Origin of the sequence: Bradyrhizobium sp. CSA207, assembly GCF_029051685.1 — a bacterium.
Lineage (GTDB): Bacteria > Pseudomonadota > Alphaproteobacteria > Rhizobiales > Xanthobacteraceae > Bradyrhizobium.
The window spans coordinates 155,370-174,794 of the sequence record NZ_JAACFT010000013.1 but is presented as its reverse complement, the minus strand read 5'-3'; the positions used below and the strand labels follow the sequence as shown (position 1 = coordinate 174,794).

The 19,425-nt window shown below is 63.1% G+C and carries 19 protein-coding genes and 1 tRNA gene; 11 read left to right on the top strand and 9 right to left on the bottom strand.

Annotated features, from left to right (window positions below; all coding sequences use genetic code 11):
- The gene (locus tag GWG65_RS16930) at window positions 1-459 is read right to left on the bottom strand and encodes a nuclear transport factor 2 family protein (protein ID WP_275196695.1); all 459 of its coding nucleotides are present in this window, start codon (window positions 457-459) and stop codon (window positions 1-3) included.
- Between the two features lie 40 nt (window positions 460-499).
- Window positions 500-1,606, bottom strand: coding sequence for an efflux RND transporter periplasmic adaptor subunit (locus GWG65_RS16925; protein WP_275196694.1), 1,107 nt, complete (start codon window positions 1,604-1,606; stop codon window positions 500-502).
- Window positions 1,607-1,691: 85 nt separating this feature from the next.
- Between GWG65_RS16925 and GWG65_RS16920 the strand changes: the two genes are divergently transcribed.
- The 6 genes from GWG65_RS16920 to GWG65_RS16895 all read left to right on the top strand — a co-directional run bounded on the left by GWG65_RS16920 (window position 1,692) and on the right by GWG65_RS16895 (window position 6,066).
- Window positions 1,692-2,270, top strand: a complete 579-nt coding sequence (locus GWG65_RS16920) for a TetR/AcrR family transcriptional regulator (protein ID WP_275196693.1) — start codon at window positions 1,692-1,694, stop codon at window positions 2,268-2,270.
- 35 nt (window positions 2,271-2,305) lie between these two features.
- Window positions 2,306-3,466: an iron-containing alcohol dehydrogenase gene (locus GWG65_RS16915; RefSeq protein ID WP_275196692.1), complete on the top strand. Its 1,161-nt coding sequence runs from the start codon at window positions 2,306-2,308 to the stop codon at window positions 3,464-3,466.
- 175 nt (window positions 3,467-3,641) lie between these two features.
- Window positions 3,642-4,904 (top strand): beta-ketoacyl-ACP synthase II, encoded by a 1,263-nt coding sequence (fabF, locus tag GWG65_RS16910; protein WP_275196691.1) that lies wholly within the window; start codon window positions 3,642-3,644, stop codon window positions 4,902-4,904.
- Window positions 4,901-5,197: a hypothetical protein gene (locus GWG65_RS16905; RefSeq protein ID WP_275196690.1), complete on the top strand. Its 297-nt coding sequence runs from the start codon at window positions 4,901-4,903 to the stop codon at window positions 5,195-5,197. The genes fabF and GWG65_RS16905 overlap by 4 nt, the downstream gene beginning before the upstream one ends.
- A gap of 408 nt (window positions 5,198-5,605) precedes the next feature.
- On the top strand, window positions 5,606-5,791 hold the full coding sequence (locus GWG65_RS16900) for a hypothetical protein (protein ID WP_148741710.1): 186 nt from the start codon (window positions 5,606-5,608) through the stop codon (window positions 5,789-5,791).
- A gap of 47 nt (window positions 5,792-5,838) precedes the next feature.
- The gene (locus GWG65_RS16895) at window positions 5,839-6,066 is read left to right on the top strand and encodes a hypothetical protein (RefSeq protein ID WP_247382916.1); all 228 of its coding nucleotides are present in this window, start codon (window positions 5,839-5,841) and stop codon (window positions 6,064-6,066) included.
- Window positions 6,067-6,240: 174 nt separating this feature from the next.
- On the opposite strand, the gene groL is transcribed toward GWG65_RS16895, so the two are convergent.
- Together groL and GWG65_RS16885 are read right to left on the bottom strand one after the other, a co-directional pair.
- Window positions 6,241-7,881 carry a chaperonin GroEL gene (gene groL, locus GWG65_RS16890; RefSeq protein ID WP_275196689.1) on the bottom strand — a complete coding sequence of 547 codons (1,641 nt, stop codon included), beginning with the start codon at window positions 7,879-7,881 and terminating at the stop codon, window positions 6,241-6,243.
- A gap of 140 nt (window positions 7,882-8,021) precedes the next feature.
- A complete protein-coding gene (locus GWG65_RS16885; RefSeq protein ID WP_275196688.1) occupies window positions 8,022-8,339 on the bottom strand; it encodes a co-chaperone GroES in 318 nt (105 codons plus the stop codon).
- Between the two features lie 491 nt (window positions 8,340-8,830).
- Here GWG65_RS16885 and GWG65_RS16880 point away from each other — a divergent pair, with 491 nt between their 5' ends.
- The gene (locus GWG65_RS16880; RefSeq protein ID WP_247382917.1) at window positions 8,831-9,010 is read left to right on the top strand and encodes a hypothetical protein; all 180 of its coding nucleotides are present in this window, start codon (window positions 8,831-8,833) and stop codon (window positions 9,008-9,010) included.
- A 213-nt stretch (window positions 9,011-9,223) separates the two neighbouring features.
- Here GWG65_RS16880 and GWG65_RS16875 read toward each other — a convergent pair whose 3' ends face one another.
- On the bottom strand, window positions 9,224-10,123 hold the full coding sequence (locus GWG65_RS16875; protein ID WP_275196687.1) for an MBL fold metallo-hydrolase: 900 nt from the start codon (window positions 10,121-10,123) through the stop codon (window positions 9,224-9,226).
- A gap of 108 nt (window positions 10,124-10,231) precedes the next feature.
- Complete coding sequence (locus tag GWG65_RS16870) at window positions 10,232-10,864, bottom strand: DsbA family protein (RefSeq protein WP_275196686.1); 633 nt, start codon at window positions 10,862-10,864, stop codon at window positions 10,232-10,234.
- Window positions 10,865-10,984: 120 nt separating this feature from the next.
- On the opposite strand from GWG65_RS16870, the gene GWG65_RS16865 reads away from it, so the two are divergent.
- Window positions 10,985-11,929: a LysR family transcriptional regulator gene (locus GWG65_RS16865; RefSeq protein ID WP_275196685.1), complete on the top strand. Its 945-nt coding sequence runs from the start codon at window positions 10,985-10,987 to the stop codon at window positions 11,927-11,929.
- A gap of 220 nt (window positions 11,930-12,149) precedes the next feature.
- On the top strand, window positions 12,150-13,991 hold the full coding sequence (gene ftsH, locus GWG65_RS16860) for an ATP-dependent zinc metalloprotease FtsH (RefSeq protein WP_275196684.1): 1,842 nt from the start codon (window positions 12,150-12,152) through the stop codon (window positions 13,989-13,991).
- 717 nt (window positions 13,992-14,708) lie between these two features.
- Here ftsH and GWG65_RS16855 read toward each other — a convergent pair.
- Window positions 14,709-14,783 (bottom strand) — tRNA-Gln (locus GWG65_RS16855).
- A gap of 255 nt (window positions 14,784-15,038) precedes the next feature.
- Here GWG65_RS16855 and GWG65_RS16850 point away from each other — a divergent pair.
- Window positions 15,039-16,817 (top strand): acyl-CoA dehydrogenase, encoded by a 1,779-nt coding sequence (locus GWG65_RS16850; protein ID WP_275196683.1) that lies wholly within the window; start codon window positions 15,039-15,041, stop codon window positions 16,815-16,817.
- 215 nt (window positions 16,818-17,032) lie between these two features.
- On the opposite strand, the gene GWG65_RS16845 is transcribed toward GWG65_RS16850, so the two are convergent.
- Window positions 17,033-18,274, bottom strand: a complete 1,242-nt coding sequence (locus GWG65_RS16845) for an MFS transporter (protein WP_275196682.1) — start codon at window positions 18,272-18,274, stop codon at window positions 17,033-17,035.
- A complete protein-coding gene (locus GWG65_RS16840) occupies window positions 18,274-18,405 on the bottom strand; it encodes a hypothetical protein (RefSeq protein WP_275196681.1) in 132 nt (43 codons plus the stop codon). The genes GWG65_RS16845 and GWG65_RS16840 overlap by 1 nt, the downstream gene beginning before the upstream one ends.
- 171 nt (window positions 18,406-18,576) lie before the next feature.
- On the opposite strand from GWG65_RS16840, the gene GWG65_RS16835 reads away from it, so the two are divergent.
- On the top strand, window positions 18,577-19,335 hold the full coding sequence (locus GWG65_RS16835; RefSeq protein ID WP_275196680.1) for an enoyl-CoA hydratase-related protein: 759 nt from the start codon (window positions 18,577-18,579) through the stop codon (window positions 19,333-19,335).
- Window positions 19,336-19,425: the final 90 nt, after the last annotated feature.

Here is a 19,425-nt window from a genome sequence, read left to right as displayed (position 1 = left end):
CTAACTCACAATTGGTTCGGCGACAGCTTCTGTGAGGCCAGCTGCCGCTTGGATACCAAGCCCACGGGCGGCTTGCTGTGAATCTTGAAATTCCTCGAGTGCTTGGACTTTGCCCCACCGCAGGGTGAACACGTGGAGACCGCGGTTGACGTAGGAGCTGTCGCCGTCGAGCAGCGTTGCGGTGCCGTCCCACTCGACAAAGACTGTGGTGTTCCAGGGCCAGCCCTTCACCCAGACATTGTTGACCGTGAGATGGAGAGTGGGCAGGACGCGTCCGAGCCGCTCAAACCAGCGGCGCACGGCCTGTTTGTCGTGGCGCTCGCCGCCAAGCGCGTGGGCGCCGGAAACGCGGTGATGGACATGCGGCGCAACCGCTTTCACCGCTTCATCCCAGCGATGGTTGTTGACATGGTCGAAGGTCTTTCGGATTTCTTGCTCGACAATGTAGCTGTACAGCATGTGGCTTCTCCAACGGCCAGCGCGGAAAGATTGAGACGCTTCAGTTGCTCCGGCTGTCAGCGGCGGTCCTGACGCGGGCGCCCTCCTGCAGGAGATGAGCGCCGAGCGAAACAATCGCATCACCAGAGCGCAATCCGGAGATCACGGCGGTTTCGTCGGTCACCCGAACAAGCCTGACCGGCCGAAAGCGTACCGTGGAGGTGGCGCTATCCAGGATCCAAACACCGGTCTTGCTGCCATCATCGAGCACGGCGCCGAGCGGCACCTGGACTTCCGGCTCGCTCGTCTGGCTTGCCAGCCGAATGGTCACCGTCGCGCCTAGTGGCGCGCCTGCGGCCTCACCGTCGAGGACATAACGGGCCTCGTAGGTGCGGGTCTGGGCATCGGCGGCGTCCGACAATTGCCGCAGATGCGCCGTATAGCGCCGCCCATCGGCTGCCCCATACACGCTGGCCTCGGCCACGGAGTCGATCGCCGGCCGGATCGTTTCGGGAAGCGCGACCACCGCTTCGCGAGGACCGGCCTTTGCAATCCGAACCACCGTCTGGCCGGCAGAAACGACCTGCCCGGGCTCGCCAAGCGTTTCAACCACCGTTCCGTCCGCGTCCGCGACCAGGACCGAGTATGTCGCCTCGTTCTCGGCAACCCGCGCATCGGCTTCGGCGGTCGCGAGTTGCGCCTCGGCCGTATCCAGCGCGGCCTTCGCTTGCTCGTAGCGCTGTCGGGAAGCCCATCCGTTGCTCACCAGCTTTGCGTATCGCTCCTCATCCGCTTCGGTCTGAACAACGGACGCACGCGCGGCAGCAACGGCGTTGCGCTTGGCCGTGACCGCAAGACGAAGGTCGGTTTCATCGATCCGCATCAGCGGCTGACCGGCCTTGACCTGCTCACCGGTATTCACAAGCCGCTCCACGATCTTGCCGGGAACGCGAAAACCGAGGCTGCTCTGCACCCTCGCCCCGATGATGCCCGTGAAGCCACGCTCCGATCCGGTCACCCGTGCCGCGGCCGCGACCCTGACGATCGGGGCTTCCTGCCTCGGATCGCTCACGGCCGAGGCTGCCGGCGTGCGGAGCGCGACAAATGCGGCCACCGCGCCCCCCGCGGTCAGGATGCTCCCCAGCACGATAATCCGTCGCTTTTTCATGCCATCGCCTCTTGCCAGATAGATTGCGTTCGAGCTCTATATCGGATATTAGATGTCGGACGCAATCTAAATGTGGAGATCGATGATGCGAGTGAGCCGCATTCAGGCTGAGGAAAACCGGCAAAACGTCATCAATGTCGCAAGCCGCCTGTTTCGGTCGCATGGATTTGACGGCATCGGCCTCAAGGACCTGATGAAGGCTGCCGGGCTGACCCAAGGCGCTTTTTACAAGCAGTTCGCGTCAAAAGAGGATTTGGCCGCGCAGGCGTCGGCGCGCGCGTTGGAGAGCGCCACGCTGCGATGGTCGGCCGCCACCGCCGCAGAACCCGAGGATCCGCTGGGCGCGGTGATGGGGTTCTACCTCAGCACGGACCATCGCGACGAAAAGATGGACGGCTGCCCGATCGTGGCGCTCGGCTCGGATGTGGCCAGACAGAGCAGCGAGGTGAAAGCATCGTTCGAAGGCGGGATCAAAGCGCATATCGAGATCCTCAGCCGCCTGATTGCCGAGACGAGCGACGAGGAATCCAGGAGCAAAGCCATGGCCATTCTCTCGACGATGGTCGGGGCATTGACGCTCTCACGCGTGGTCAACGATCCCGATCTGGCTCAGGCCTTTCTGGAAACGGCATCCCGGCAGATTCGCGACGCCGTCGCCGCTTGAGGATCGGTGCTTCATAACTCACAGGGAGGAACGAAATGCGTAAAGCAGGGATACACAATTTTCCGGCAATCGATCGTGTCGTCTACGGCAAAGCTGCGGCTGACGCTTTGAACGATGAAGCGGTGCGACTTGAGGCCAAGCGCGTCTTCCTGATCGTCAGCCGCACCTTGAACACCAAGACCAACGAGATCGAGAAGATCCGGCGCGCGCTCGGCGGCAGGCATGTCGCCACCTTCGACGGAATTGCCGAGCACACCACGCGCAAGCAAGCTGCCGAGGTTGCCCGCCAAGCCGATGACGCAGGAGCTGATCTGGTCGTCGCGGTCGGCGGCGGCTCGGCGATCGACCTCGCCAAGATCGTCATTATGGCGATGGAACACGACATCCGCGATGAAGCGGGTTTCGATCCATTCCCGATGGGCCCGGGCGTCACCGTTTCTCCGTTCCGATCGCCCAAGATTCGACAGATTGCGGTACCGTCCACGCTGAACGGCGGCGAATACAATGCAGCAGCGCTCGTCACCGATGAACGCAATCGGCTGAAGCAGATTTTCTTCCATCCCCGGATGATGCCGGTGGCGATCATTCTCGACCCTGAGCTCACCGTTCATACGCCTTCCAAGCTGTGGATGGGATCGGGAACGCGCTCGATGGACCATGGCATCGAAGCATTGTGCTCGCCCGCCGGCACCCCGCTCGCCGACGAGGTCGTCCTGGCAGGCATCCGCACCCTGCGCGAGGGAATGCTCCGGACCTTGCAGCAACCTGATGATCTGGAGGCGCGCCGACTGTCTCAATACGGCGCGTGGCTCGCCGCTTTCGGCCTCCAGGCGCGGGTCCCGATGGGCGCCAGTCACGGCATCGGCCATGTCCTTGGCGGGACCTTCGGCGTTCCCCACTACTATTGCACACCTGTCATCATGCCGAGCCTGCTCCGCTACAACAAGCCGTTCACCGAGGATGCGCAGCAGCGCCTGGCGTCGGCTCTTGGCGAGCCGGGTATGGAAGCCGCAGCTGCCTTCGCAGAATTCACCAAGAAACTTGGATTGCCCGGCCGCCTTGCCGACGTCGGTATCGGCGAAGACAAGTTCGACCAGATCAGCAAGATTGCGATCAATCATCGCTTCGTCCAGGCCAATCCGCGGCCTTTCAAAAGCGAAGCCGACATCGTCGATCTGCTGCGAATGGCCGCTTAGCCGAATTCGCACGGAAAAATTTGGCCATGACAATCAGCTCGGTTTGCGGAGCTGTGGTCCGGTCGGGCGCTTGCCACGTTGCGCTGATCTGCCAAGGACCCCATTTCGGTTCGTGCGCGAGCTTTCGGTCGAGCCGAACGGCGTAGTTCATGGGCAACTCAAAGAGGTAGTCTTTATGCGTCGCGTTGTCGTTACAGGATTGGGTTTGGTGTCGCCGCTGGGCTGCGGCAGTGACTTGGTATGGTCGCGCTTGTGCGCGGCCCGTTCAGGACTGGTTGTCCTTCCCGAATGGTCAGCCGCCCTCCCCGCACGGGTCGGTGGGCTCGTGCCGACAAAGGTCGACGATCCGGATGGAGGCTTCGATCCGGATCTCATTGTGCCGGCGAAGGATCAGCGCAGGATGGATCGCTTCATCCTGTTCGCATTGGCCGCCAGCGCCGAGGCAATTGCACAAGCGGCATGGACTCCTTCCGACGCACAGTCGCTGGCGCGCACGGCAACCGTGATCGCATCGGGCATCGGCGGATTTCCGGCCATCGTCGAGGCGGTTCGGACCACCGATCAGCGCGGGATCAGGCGGCTCTCGCCTTTCACCGTGCCGTCCTTTCTGGCAAATCTCGCAGCCGGTCACGTCTCGATCCGCTACGGCTTCAAGGGTCCGATCGGTACGCCGGTCACCGCTTGCGCCGCGAGCGTGCAGGCGATCGGCGATGCCGCGCGCCTCATACGATCCGAAGAAGCGGATGTTGCGATTTGCGGCGGCTCGGAAGCCTGCATCCACCTGGTGAGTCTCGGCGGCTTCGCGGCCGCCAGGGCACTGTCGACCGGCTTCAACGAAACGCCGGCGCGTGCGTCCCGCCCCTTCGACCGCGACCGCGACGGCTTCGTCATGGGCGAAGGTGCCGGCATCCTCGTCATCGAGGAGTTACAACATGCGCTGCGCCGCGGCGCCCAACCGATCGCCGAAATCGCCGGCTATGGCACGACGGCAGACGCCTATCACATCACCTCGGGACCCGAGGACGGCGACGGCGCCCGCCGCGCCATGGAAGCTGCCCTGCGGCAGGCCGGTCTCGAGCCCGGCGATATCCAGCATCTCAACGCCCATTCCACTTCGACGCCGGTTGGCGACCTTTCCGAACTGGAAGCGATCAAGGCCGTGTTCGGCCGCGAGGGGCGAATTGCCGTGAGCGCCACCAAATCGGCGACCGGTCATCTGCTCGGCGCGGCCGGGGGAGTGGAAGCGATCTTCACGATACTCGCGTTACGCGACCAGGTCGCGCCGCCCACTCTCAATCTCGACAACCGTGACGCCGCGGCGGAAGGCGTCGACATCGTCGCCCGCGAGGCCAGGCCGATGACGATGGAGCATGCGATTTCGAATGGGTTCGGCTTCGGAGGCGTCAACGCCAGCGTCATCTTCCGGCGCTGGCAATGAAGAACCCGGCCCGGTTTCGTACGGCGTACTCGACCAGGCACGACATGCCCGGAAGATCGCCGCAATTTGACAAATCATCCGACGTGCCATCGCCCCTTATGGATATCGAACTTCACCAGGCCTTCATCCCGCATTTTCAGCAGCAGGGTCTGGCAAGCTTCCTCATTCGCGACATTGGCGCGTTTCATGACCTCGTACACTTTGAGCGGCTTCTCTCGAAGGGCAACCAGGATCTTTTCTCGTTCATTCAACACGGCGAAACTCCGACGCTCATCAAGCGCGCCAATCACTGAAAATACGACAGCTGATCTTCCGTTACGACCCGCTCGACATTATCCGACTTGCTCTTGATACGGTACCGAAGACGTCCATCTGCCTCGATCGGCATACATTGAACGATGGTGTAAATCATCGGCGGATCAGTTGCCGCACGTCCTTGTGGACCCTGGGGCTGGTGGCGAACGTCTTCATTCAGCTTATAAGCATATGACATGTGCTCACCTCTAAAATTCATCTCCGGCTGGTCTAGCGTGGAGCATGCTGCGACGCAATGCGTCGGGGCGCTGGAGCCGCTGGTTTCGACGCACCGCACTTTCAAGTCGCCGCCTGCGCGACAAACGTCTATCATAGACGCCAGAAATGATTTGGGTAGCCAATGATTTGGGTAGCCCTGAACCAATCATGGGTGCAAGGATCTGGCAATGACCAAACGGAAGCGCTCCGCCGAGCAGCAGGTCGCGGATGAAGCGGACCGAAAGGCGCAAAACCCCGTTGGGGCGCGGCAAACGATAGCGGACAGCCACGCCGATCCAGAGTTCCAGGAAAACCATAAACGTCTCAGGGCCGAGCGCCTGGCGCGAGATGCCGGGCTCAAGAGCAAGAATTGACCCTTAGAGCAAGAATTGACCCTTAGAGAAGCATCAGATCGGAAAAGATGACAAAAGAAGTTGGTGAATACGAACCGCCGAAACCAATCAGCAAGGCGGAGCGTGAAGCACGCAAGGCCTTCCGCCAGGTCGACGCGGAGAAGGCCATGTCCGAGCATGCGCTCGCCGAGAAGGCCTTTGCTCAGAATCGAGAGCGGCTGAAGGCAGAGCGACTGGCGCGGGAAGCCGCAGCGGGCCCGGTGCCAAAGAAGCAACCCAAGGCGAAGAAGAAGTGAACCCGCACGGACAACTACGCAGGTTGGCCTTGCCGGAGTCGCGCTAACGCTTTCGGCAACTCGGCCCGATGGCATCCGGGTACCCCCCGGGCGAATGATGGAAAGTTACCGATCAATACAGCAAAGGCCCGGACATTGCTGCCGGGCCTCTGTGGCGAGCGCTGAGGGTTGGACCTAGAAGTCCATGCCTCCCATGCCGCCTCCGCCAGGAGGCATGCCGCCAGCCGCGTTCTTCTTTGGGGTTTCAGCAACCATCGCTTCGGTGGTGATCAGGAGCGCTGCAACAGACGCGGCGTTCTGGATCGCCACACGCACCACCTTTGTCGGATCGATGATGCCCTTCGAGATAAGGTTGACGTACTCGCCTGTCTGAGAGTCGAATCCGTAGGCGTAGGTTTTGCTCTCAAGGATCTTGCCGACGATGACGGAGCCGTCTTCGCCGGCATTGATCGCGATCTGGCGAGCGGGGTAGGACAGTGCCTTGCGCACGATCTCGACGCCCGTCTTTTGATCGTCGTTCTTGGTGCGCAGGCCCTTGAGCTGCTCGGAGGCGCGCAGCAGGGCGACGCCGCCGCCCGGGACGATACCCTCCTCAACCGCCGCGCGGGTTGCATGCATCGCGTCATCAACGCGATCCTTGCGCTCCTTCACCTCGACCTCGGTCGCGCCGCCGACGCGGATCACCGCGACGCCGCCCGCGAGCTTGGCGAGACGCTCCTGCAGCTTCTCCCGATCGTAGTCCGAGGTGGTTTCGTCGATCTGCGCCTTGATTTGATTGACGCGCGCCTCGATGTCAGCCTTCTTGCCGGCGCCACTGACGATCGTGGTGTTTTCCTTGTCGATCATCACCTTCTTGACGCGACCGAGCATTGCAAGCGTCACGTTCTCCATCTTGATACCGAGATCTTCCGAGATCGCCTGGCCGCCGGTCAGGATCGCGATATCCTGCAGCATGGCCTTGCGGCGATCGCCGAAGCCCGGCGCCTTGACGGCCGCGACTTTCAACCCGCCACGCAGGCGGTTGACGACGAGGGTGGCAAGCGCCTCGCCTTCCACATCCTCGGCGATGATAACCAATGGCTTGCCGCTCTGAACAACTGCTTCGAGCAGCGGAAGCAGCTCGTTGAGCTGAGACAGCTTCTTTTCGTTGATGAGGACGTAAGCATCATCCATTTCAACGCGCATCTTGTCGGCGTTGGTTATGAAGTAGGGCGAGATGTAGCCGCGATCGAACTGCATGCCCTCGACCACCTCAAGTTCGGTCTCCAGCGACTTGGCTTCTTCGACGGTGATCACACCCTCGTTGCCGACCTTCTTCATGGCATCGGCCAGGAACTTGCCGATCTCGGAGTCTCCATTCGAGGAGATGGTGCCGACTTGAGCGATTTCCTCGTTCGACGTCACCTTCTTGGAGTTCTTGACGAGGTCGGCGACCACCGCTTCCACCGCGAGGTCGATGCCGCGCTTGAGGTCCATCGGGTTCATGCCGGCCGCAACCGACTTGGCGCCCTCGCGGACAATCGCGGCCGCTAGAACCGTCGCCGTCGTCGTGCCGTCACCGGCCGCGTCAGCGGACTTGGAGGCGACTTCGCGCACCATCTGCGCGCCCATGTTTTCGAACTTGTCCTCGAGCTCGATCTCCTTGGCGACGGTGACGCCGTCCTTGGTGATGCGCGGCGCGCCGAACGACTTGTCGAGAACGACGTTGCGGCCCTTGGGGCCAAGGGTCACCCTGACAGCGTTTGCGAGAATGTCGACACCGCGAAGCATGCGATCGCGCGCGTCGACGCCGAATTTGACTTCTTTGGCGGACATTATGATTTCCCTTGGGAACGGATGCTCATGCGGCTGGCCCGGAGGGCGTCTGGGCAATGAGATCATCAGGTAGGCTTGAACCTCGTCCTGCGAGAGGCCGACTGCGCCGGCTGCTCAGGACGGGATCGGACAACGGCAGATTACGCCGCCTTCTTCTGGACGTGTGACACGCCCGTGAGAACGCCCATGATGTCGCTCTCCTTCATGATCAGGAGGTCTTCGCCATCAAGCACGACTTCGGTACCGGACCATTTGCCGAACAACACGCGGTCACCGATCTTGACGTCGATCGGAATGAGCTTACCCGCTTCGTCGCGGCCTCCCGCACCCACCGCCACGATCTCGCCCTGCGAGGGCTTCTCCTTGGCATTGTCCGGAATGATGATGCCGCCCTTGCTCTTTGCTTCGGCGTCGATGCGCTTGACCACCACCCGGTCGTGGAGCGGACGGAATTTCATTGTGCCCTCTGTTCTATTTTCGGCCCTAGCAGTCGAATCTCGAGACTGCCAACCCTCTGCAACTATGTCCGCGCGAGCGACATACAAGGCATTGCCGGAGCGATATTCGGCGGCGACCATGTCCGCGTGAGAAACCGATAGCTATTTGCCGGGAAAGCGCGCACGGTCGCTTGAGGGCCGGAAATGGCTTACTCTTGCTGTGCGCCCGGGCTGTCGCTCGCGGATGCTCAATGCAAGGATGCGATCGAGTCTCGTGAGTGAGACTCTGGTCGATCTCTCGCTTCTCGACATCATAAGCCCGAGGCAGTGGCAAAGGCGCGCTAGGTGCCCGACCTTTGCGCGAATCCTGGCGCCGACCGAAAAGCACGACCGGCATCTGGTCGCCCCGGCACTTGCGGATCCCACGCCGCGAGCCGGCGAGAGCTGGGCGAGCATGAGCTGGTGTCTAAGGAATAGGAGCCCACTTCCGGGCTCTCAACAGAAAGCAGTTCATGCAGAATCTCTCACCCCGGCACGTCAAGTTGGAAGAGTCCGTTCGGCTGGGCGTGGTGTCCGGATGGTATTCGACCAAAGTCAGTGGAACATTTATGTCCGGTCCCCACGAATCGGAGGCCGATTGCCTGCGCAGGATCGCGGAAATTAATCCTCCGCCGGCCGCCAAGCGGAAATGACCCGATCTCTGGAGTGCCGTCCCGGTAATACACGGAGGCGAGCCGGCGATGTCGACGGCAATCCCGTCGGCATCATCTCGCGGATCAATGTTCGCTCGAGCACTGCCCGCAACAACTCAGGCCTTCACTCGGACGAAAGGAGAGCGGCTGGTTACGGCCACTCTCCCGCGCGAGCCTTCTTGGTTCAGATCGGACCCGAGAGCGGACGTTATCTCAACCCCACTTCAGTTCACCCTTGGCGACCTTCGAGCCGATGTCGAGGGCGACGCCCATGCCGAGATTGGGGAATCTGGCGTCCATCGCAGCCTTCAGGGCCGCGCCATCCTTGGCCTTGGCCAACTCCTCCTCGAACGCGACCAGATACGCTCTGGTGTGCTGAACGCCTGAAAGATCGGTCGGAGCATTGGGCGCGCTATGGCCGGCCACTACGACGGCCGGTTTGCGCTCGGCGATCTTGTCGAGGTTCGCGATCCACGCCGCGCGCTGTTCCTTAGTCGGCGTATCGGCGGTCCAGACATGGACACCGGAGAAGATCATAACGCCGCCGAAAACGGCCCTGAGCGAAGGGACCCAGAGATAGCGGCGGTTGGCCAATCCGTCGGCGGCGACGATCTCGACGGTCTCGCCGTCGATCGTCAAGGACGGGCCGTCAAAGGCCTCGGGCAGCACCACATCGGAAAGTGTCTGCGGGCCGTTTTCCTTGAGTTGGGGGCCCCATACCGCGAGCTTCTTCTCGACATTGCCCTTGATCGCTTCGAGCGTCGCCGACGCGGCGATCACCTTCACCCCCGGAAAGGCTTCGCGAACCGGTTTCAGGCTGAAATAGTAATCGGGATCCGACTGGCTGATGTAGATCGCAGTGAGCTTCTTGCCCGTCGCCTTGATCGCCTCGGCCAGCGCGCGTCCATCCGGATAGCTGAAACCGCCATCGATCAAGAGAACTTCAGTCGGGCCGGACAGCAGGACGGGGGCGCGGAAGAATCCGTTGGGGCCCGCCGGAAAATGCTTCCAGCTCAGCTTGCTATCCGCCGCATGGCCGAACTCGGCAGGAGCAAAGACGGCTGCTGCGCCGGCTGCCAGGGTGGTCTTCATGATATCTCTGCGTGTGGGCATCTGGATTTCCTTCGCGCTTATGAGACAGAGGCGATTGCCGCGGGAGAATCCCCGCGACCATCCCCCTGCGAGAAATCGGCATCGCCTTGGCGCTGCCGTTTGGCAGGATCAGGCGACCTTCAGCTGCGAGATGAGAAGGTCGAAGCGCCCGAACAGAAGATTGCCGGGCAGCAGGTGGCGCTCGGCGCCGTCCCCCACCAGCAGTGCCGGAACGCCCGAGATGCCGAACCGCTGCATCTCGAACTGCGCGGCCTGGATCTCGCGGCGATAGGTCTGCATCAGTTCGCTGTCCTGCGCCCGCACCCGCTCGGCGGCCGCAGGCAGACCGGCGGATCGAAGGATGTTGCTGACGCCGGTCAGGCTGACAATGTCCTGGCCATCCACGTAGCGGGCATGCTGGATCGCCTTGAGCGCTTCGAGCTCCCTCGCTGGCTCCGTGGCGCGGACCGCGATCACGCCGAGGGTTGCCGGCGCAGAGTCGAACATGCCGCCGAGCTTGCCCAGGACCTCGCCGCGGTAACGTTCAGAGAAAGGCTGGCCCGTCAGGCGCGCGATCCGCCGGTCGTTCTGCCAGGCATAGGCCGCAAATTGTGCGCCCATTGCGCGCGCCCCCTCGCCCGCGAACAGGCCTGTCGGCATGAGCGCCAGCGTCACGTCGTCGAGTTGAGCAAGCTTTTCAAGGGTGGGGTCTGCGCCGTAACACCAGCCGCAGAGCGGGTCGAACAAATAGGTGATGCGCATGTGCAACTCCGCGGCAGGTTTGCTTGAGGGCGGAGATAGGCGAATTTCATTCATTGATAAATGACGTCTAATACGACAGACTGTACGTAATCGACTTACAATCTACCTTGATGGCGCGGCATGGAATCGATCAATCTCAACCGGCTCGCCTACTTTGCGGCGGTCGTCGACGCCGGGTCGTTTACCCGGGCGGCTGACCGGCTCGGCATCACGAAGACGGTTGTCAGCCAGCAAGTTGCCCGGCTCGAGCGGGAGCTCAAGACCGGGCTGTTGGTGCGGACAACGCGGCGGGTCGAGCCCACGGAAGCCGGCCGCCTGCTCCACGCGCGATGCGTCATGATCCTGCATGAGGCCGAAGCCGCGGTGGCGGAGCTGGCGCAGACCAATGCCGAGCCGATAGGACTGTTGCGGATCGCTGCGCCGAACGACTACGGCTCCTACAGGCTTGCGCCCCTAGCCGCGGCGTTCTCGAAAAGATTTCCCGCCTGCCGCGTCGACTTGATGCTCGCCGACACCAAGATCGACCTGATCGCGAACCAGATCGACTTTTCGATCCGTGTCGGCTGGCTGGAGGATTCCAACCTGCAGGCCAGACGGATTGGAAGCTTTCGGCAGCTGCTGGTAGCGGCACCGGGCGTCGTCAAGAAAGGCGCCGTGGCCCGGCCGGAAGATCTGGCGTCACTTCCCTTCGTTGCCAACGCTGCCCTGAGGGAGCCCCTGGAATGGCAATTCGCCAAGACCGACTTCGAACGGCAGACCATTCGCATGAACCAGACGCTGACCATCAATACAACGCCGGCCGTTCTCGCCGCGACCATCGCGGGAGCCGGCCTGTCCGTATTGCCGGATTTTCTGGTCTTGAACGACATCAAGGCCGGCCGGCTCATCCACATTTTGCCAGGGTGGACGCTTCCGGCCGGCGGCATCCACGCCGTTTATCCGGCGTCTCGTTTCCGCCCGCCCAAAGTCACGGCGTTCGTGGCGATGCTCATGGAGGAGCACAAGCGCGCCGCCTCCCGTGTTCCGAAGAGCCAGGAGCGAAGCGCGGCGAGGCTGTCTCGCTGAAGCGAGAGGCTTGAAGTGCGGCCATGGTTGAGATGCAGCTGCGCAGCACGCTTCCACGCGGGTGTGAACGCCTGCCGGGGGCTCTTGCGGGCCAGGAACTGGAGGCCAAGGGAAGCGTTCTGTCGGTACGATCTAGCTCCGAACGAGCATCCGGGCCGAACAAGCGCGCAAAACACGCGCTGCTGTCCGGCGGCGCAACGATATCGGATCGAGCTTCCGCATGAACAAAAACGTCCGCTTCAATCTCGGATATGCTGTCGCCGCGATTTTCGCCGTCCTCCTGATCCAGCATCTCATCTCGGCGGCCAACCAAATAGCCGTGATTCCCTACAGCGAATACCAGCAGTTGCTGCGTCAGGGGAAAGTCGATGCCGTCGGCATCTCCGATCGCACCCTGCAAGGCACGCTGAAGGAGCCGCTGCCGGGCGGCCAGAAGCAATTCGTCACCACGCGCGTCGACCAGGAGATCGCGCAGGAGCTGGAGAAACACAACGTCCGCTTCACCGGGCAGATCGAGAGCACGTTCCTTCGCGACCTGTTGTCGTGGGTCATGCCCGTGCTGCTGTTCTTCGGGCTCTGGTGGTACATCGGCCGGCGCATGGCGGAAGGCGGCGGGATCGGCGGCGGGCTCATGGCGATCGGCAAGAGCAAGGCCAAGATCTATGTCGAGTCCAATACGGGTGTCACCTTTGCCGACGTCGCCGGGGTCGACGAAGCCAAGGACGAGCTTCGCGAGGTCGTCGATTTCCTGAAGAATCCCACCGATTATGGCCGGCTTGGCGGCCGCATGCCGAAAGGCGTGCTGCTCGTCGGCCCGCCGGGCACAGGCAAGACCTTGCTGGCCAAGGCCGTCGCTGGCGAGGCCAGGGTGCCGTTCTTCTCGATTTCGGGTTCGGAGTTCGTCGAGATGTTCGTCGGTGTCGGCGCAGCACGGGTGCGGGACCTGTTCCAGCAGGCGCACGAAAAGGCGCCGGCGATCATCTTCATCGACGAGCTCGACGCCCTCGGCCGCGTCCGCGGCATCGGCCCTTTCGCCGGCGGCCACGACGAGAAGGAACAAACGCTCAATCAGCTGCTGGTCGAACTTGACGGCTTCGATGCGCGCTCGGGGGTCGTCATCCTCGCCGCCACCAACCGGCCGGAAATTCTCGATCCCGCCCTGCTCCGCGCCGGCCGCTTCGACCGCCAGGTGCTGGTCGACCGGCCCGACAAGAAGGGGCGCGTAGAGATCCTCGAGGTTCACATGAAGAAAGTGCGCCTCGCCGCGGATGTCGAGGCAGACGCCGTCGCTGCCTTGACGCCGGGATTCACCGGCGCCGACCTCGCCAATCTTGTCAATGAAGCAGCGCTTCTGGCGACCCGCCGCGGGGCCGACGCGGTCAGCATGAGCGACTTCAACAATGGGGTGGAGCGCATGGTCGCAGGCCTCGAAAAGCGCAACCGCCTGCTCAATGCAAGGGAACGCGAGATCGTCGCCTATCACGAGTTGGGGCACGCCATTGTCGCGCTCTCACTGCCGGGGGTCGATCCCGTGCACAAGATCTCCATCATCCCGCGCGGTGTTGGCGCGCTTGGCTATACCATTCAGCGGCCGATCGAAGACCGCTTCCTGATGACGAAGGAGGAGTTGGAGAACAAGATGGCGGTGCTGCTCGGTGGCCGCGCCGCGGAACTGATCGTGTTCGGGCATTTGTCCACTGGTGCGGCCGACGATCTGCGCCGCGTGACCGACATCGCCCGCAGCATGGTGACGCGTTACGGAATGTCCGAGAGACTTGGCAGCGTGGCCTATGAGCGCGATCCCGGCAACTTCCTTGCGGGCGCCGAACGCCCCTATCCGGTTCGCGAGCGCGACTACGCGGAGGAAACTGCAGCCGCAGTCGACCACGAGGTGAAAGCCATTGTCGACCAGGTCTTCCAACGCGCCCAGGGCATCCTGAACACGCGGCGGCCGGTGCTGGACCGCGCCGCGACGAAATTGTTGGAGAAGGAGACGCTGGAGCAGAGCGATATCGATATGCTGTCCCGGGAAATGCCCAAGGAAGGATTACGCGCGATCTAACGGGCTCCGCACCGAGCGGGCGCGGCGTTCAATGGGCACAGTAGCGCAAGACAAGTTTACGCAGGCCGCTTCCGCCTAACCTCCGTCGGGAGCTCGATCACGTTCCCTATTGATGGCGAACTGCTTGATATGCTTGGCAAAGGCGAGCCTCCGCGTCTTGACGGCTCGATCTTGATACCTGCATCGGCTCGCTTGGCCTGCCACTCGATGAAAAGGTGGCCGGCCACCAACATCATCCCGGCGCAGAACAGCGCAAGGCCAGCCCTTACAAGATCACGATAGTCATCCATCCCACGAACCAAACACCGTGCCGATCAGCTGCCGGTGGCAGCCTCACGGACGTAACCGCCTCGATGGTTTTGAACGATAGCTGCCGCGCATGGCGCGCTGCGCTGGCGAACACAAGCAGGCGGTTCAGGCCGTCTGCCGGTGCTCGAGCAGATCGTGACAGAAACCAGGGGCGGAAAGCCACAAAGAGGCAAAATCATAGGTGGTCATCCATCAGAGCAACATGGTGACAGGCGCGCTGGATGCCGTGTCCGGCGGCACGGCTGAAACGATTAGAGAAGAAATCATATGGTTCGGTATTTCCGCACGCCTGCCTTGCAGTGCATTCACCCTCTCTGTCGACGCGCTTGATGATGGTCGGACACGCGCTCCAGCGGCTGCGAGCAGGCCGGCTTGCGGCTTGAACCGGGAACTCAGCAGCTAAAGTGCTGGCTGGGGCGGGAGGGATCGAACCTCCGAATGGCGGAATCAAAATCCGCTGCCTTACCGCTTGGCTACGCCCCAACAGGTGACTGACGGAACGGCGGAAGAACCGGCTACCGCGGATTCCCTCCAGTCGCAGCCGGTCTATAGGGAGCGGCGCGGCATTTCAACCGCTTGAGGGGCAAAATACCACAGCCCCGCGATTGGCCGCGCCACACTCTATTATGACCCGGCGATGGCGCCGTCCCGGGGACTAGCCGTCCCGGCCTTCCCAACAGTTGAGACCTCCGGCGTTTCATGGGAATACGGCACCAAGACTGTCCACGGGAGTGAGCCATGACCTACCGCGCGCCGATTAATGACATGCTGCTGTCGCTCAACCATGGCGCCGGGCTGAAGGCCGCCCTGGAGGCCGGTCATTACGGCGATTTCGACGCCGACATCGTCGCGGCCGTGCTGGAGGAAGCCGGCAGGTTCGCTTCGGACGTGCTCGCGCCGCTCAACCGGGTCGGCGACGAGCACGGCATCAAGCTCGACGACGGCAAGGTCACGACCGCCCCTGGCTGGCCCGATGCCTACAAGCGCTGGACCGAGGGTGGCTGGAACGCGGTGTCCGGGCCGGAGGATTTTGGCGGCCAGGGCCTGCCGCTCGCGATCAACGCGGCCTGCACCGAGATCTGGAGCGCCTCCAACGTTGCCTTCGGCCTCTGCCCGCTGCTGACGGCGTCGGCGATGGAGGCGCTGGACGCGCATGGCAGCGACGAGCTGAAGAAAATCTATCTCGAAAAGCTCGTCTCCGGCGAATGGACCGGCACCATGCAACTGACCGAGCCGCAGGCTGGCTCCGACGTCGGCGCGTTGCGCACCCGCGCCGAACGGCAGGCCGACGGCACCTATCGCATCAAGGGGACGAAGATCTTCATCACCTATGGCGAACACGACATGACCGACAACATCGTGCATTTCGTGCTCGCGCGGCTGCCGGATGCGCCGGCCGGCACCAAGGGAATCTCGCTCTTCCTGGTGCCCAAGTTCATGGTCAATGCCGACGGTTCGCTCGGCGCGCGCAACGACATCTTCGCAAGCGGCGTCGAGCACAAGCTCGGCATGCATGCATCTCCGACCTGCACCATGACGATGGGCGATCATGGCGGCGCAATCGGCTTCCTGGTCGGCGAAGAGAACCAGGGCATGCGCTGCATGTTCACGATGATGAACCAGGCTCGCCTCGGCGTGGGGCTGGAGGGCGTCGGCGTCGCCGATCGCGCCTATCAGCAGGCCCTCGCCTATGCGCAGGAGCGCAAGCAGGGCCGCGCGGTCGGCAGCAAGGGCGAAGGCTCCGAGGCGATCTTCGTGCATCCCGACGTCAAGCGCATGCTGATGCGGATGCGGGCGCAGACCGCGGCCGCGCGCACCATCTGCTACGCCACCGCGGTTGCGATCGACGTCTCCACGCGCGCGAAAGATCCCAAGGTGCGGGCCGACGCAGCCGCACGCGCCGCGCTTCTGACGCCGATGGCCAAGGCCTATTCCACCGATGTCGGCAACGAGGTCGCCTATCTCGGCGTGCAGGTGCATGGCGGCATGGGCTTCATCGAGGAGACCGGCGCGGCGCAGCACTATCGCGACGCGCGCATCACCGCGATCTACGAGGGCACCAACGGCATCCAGGCGATCGACCTTGTCACGCGCAAGCTCGCGGCCAATGGCGGTGCCGCGGTGTGGGCGCTGCTGTCCGAGCTCTCGGCGACCGTCAAGCAGGTCGAGGCCTCCAACGATCCGGCCTTCGGCACCACGGGTACAAAGCTGCGCGAGGCGCTGGAGGCGCTTCACCGCACCAGCAAATGGCTTCTGGAGCGCGTCGCCTCCGCGCCGAACGAGGCGCTCGCGGGTGCGACGCCCTATCTCCAGCAATTCGGCGCCACGCTCGGCGGTTGCATGCTGGCATCCGAAGCCCTTGCCGCCAAGGGCGAGGGCAATACGGACGCGCCGCGTTACGTCTCGCTCGCGCGCTTCTTCGCCGAGAACATCACGGTGCAGGCGGGTGCGCTGGAGCGCACCGTGACGGAGAGCGCAGAGTCGGTGGCGGCGGCGGATGCGGTGTTGTTGGGGTAAGCTGCTAGGATGTACGTGCCGCACGTTCAGTGTCGTCCCGGCGAAGGCCGGGACCCATACCCCTAGGCAGAAGTTTGACGAAGATTGGCAGTTAAGCGGTCGTGCGTTACTGCGATCCGAACCCCATCGATGGATCACGCGGTATGGGTCCCGGCCTTCGCCGGGACGACAGCGGAATATACGGCGCGCTCCCGGCCAACTCTCAGCTCGCGGACTTACCTCGACCTTCGTGCTGCGCCACTTGCTCCCGGCCGCCACAGCACGATCCCGGCTGCCACGAGATCGAGCACCACGCACATCGCGAATGCCGTCGTGTAGTCGCCGGTCAGGCTGCGCACGAGGCCGACGATGCCGGGACCGAACGCGCTGACGATGCCGCTGATCGAGGTCCCTAGTCCCATCGCGGCCGCGAAGGCGCCAGCGCCGATCTCGCGCTGGATGATCAAGGGCGGGAACGTGATCATGTTGCCGATCGAGAAGCCGTAGACGGCGCAGCATACCAGCAGCACCGTCGGGCTCGTGCTCTGCACGACAACGAAGAGTGCCGCCGCCTGGCTCGTCATCGAGGCGGCGCTTGCGAGCCGCGGATCGAGCCGATCGACGAACAGGCCGAGCGACAGGCGGCCGACCACCGCCATCGCCGCCATGATGGTGACCGCAAGGCCCGCGGCATAGCGGCCGATCAGCGGCTCGAGAAACGTCACCTGGTGGACGATGAAGCCCATCTGCGCGAGCAACGCTATTGCGAACGGCAGCACCATGGTCCAGAACGCCGCCTGGGCGAGTAGCGCCTTGCGCGAATGGGCCGGCGTGGCCGCGCCGCCACCGGAACGACGGCCGCCCGATTCCGGCGACATCTCGGCCGGCCAGCCGGTGAAGATGACCACCACCGGCAACACCAGCACCACCATCGCCATCGTGACCGCCAGCATGGCCGAGCGGAAGCCAATGCTGCCGCTCAGCGTCAGCAGCAGCGGCACGAGGACGATCCCGCCGCAAGTCGCGCCGTTGAACGCAAGGCTGAGCGCGAGCCCGCGTCGCCGTTCGAACCAGGAATTCAGTACGGTTGCGATCACGACGGTGCCCATGCCGGTCCAGCCGACCGACATCAGCGCGTAGGCGAGATAAAGCTGCCAGGGCGTCTGCATCAGTGCCAGCAGCACCGTCGATGCCCCAAGGGCCGTCAAACCGCACAGGATCAGCGATCGCAGCCCGATGCGGGCCAGGAGATCGTCGGTGAAGATGACCAGGACGGAGGTCAGCAGAAACGAGAAAGTGCTGGCGGCGGAGACCAGCGTGCCTGGCCAGCCATGCGCGCGCTGGAGCTCCGCGAGATAGACGCCCTGGCCGTAGAGGCCGAAGCCGAACATGAAGAAGGCCATCAGGAAACAGGCCAACACGACCCGCCAGCCGCGATAGTGCACCGAGGATTCGTCAATGCCCGTTGTGGCAATCATCAATCAAGCAATCGGCCAAATGGAACGAGACGAGCATCGTGCCGCACAACCACCGGTTTTTCAATTGAAACATTGTAGCCGATTGTTGCGGCGCGCAACACCGCGTAAAGTAATGCGTTCGCACGATCCATGGCAGGCCGGTTCCCGGGACAAAATGCAGCCATGGCGCAAAGACCATGCGCCTGTCTCATGGAATTGCCACGAAAAGGTTGAGCGAGCGCATTGGCACGTACGTGGGATGATGTAGGCTGAAGCCAGCGAGACTCGCCAGAAGCAGGCTGCGGCGGCCGCAGGGGGCACTCATGCCGAACGGTAACATCGTCGTCACCGAAGAGCACGCGACGCGCGTGATCACCTTGCGCCGGCCAAGCAAGAAAAACGCGATCACACAGGACATGTATCGCGAGATGAGCCGCGCGATCGATACCGCGCAAAACAATCCCGAGATCCGCTGCATGATCATCACCGGCGGCTCCGGCGTGTTCACTGCCGGCGACGATATCGACGATTTCATGCAGGCCGGAGCGGCGAATTCCGAGACGCTGACGGACGGAGCGCGCTTCCTCTACTCGCTCGCCCTCAACGTCAAGCCGATCATCGCGGCCGTGGACGGCGCGTCGATCGGCATGGGCACCGTAATGCTGTTCCATTGCGACTACGTGCTCGCCTCCACCGCCGCGACCTTCTCCGCGCCCTATATCCATCTCGGGCTCGTGCCGGTCGGCGCTTCCAGCCTGCTGATGCCGAGCACGATGGGGTACCAGCGCGCCTTTGCGATGCTGGTGATGGGACGGACCTTCACCGCCGCGGAAGCCCACGCCGCAGGCTTCGTCAACACGGTGGTCTCGTCGGGACATACCGAGGTCGAGGCCCGCAAGGTGGCGCGCGAGATCTGCAAGCTGCCGGCCGAGGCGGTTGCGGCCTCGCGCAAATTGCTGCGCGCCGCGCCGGAAGAACTCACCCGCCGCATCGACCAGGAAAGCCATCTGTTCGGCGAGCGGCTGACGTCAGACGAAGCCATCGCCGCGTTCAATGCCTTCGCGAACAGGAAGCGGCGGTAGGATTCCCACTATCGTCATTCCGGGGCGCGACAAAGTCGCGAACCTGGAATCCATCGATCTCCCGAAATTGTCGTCCAATGGATTCCGGGC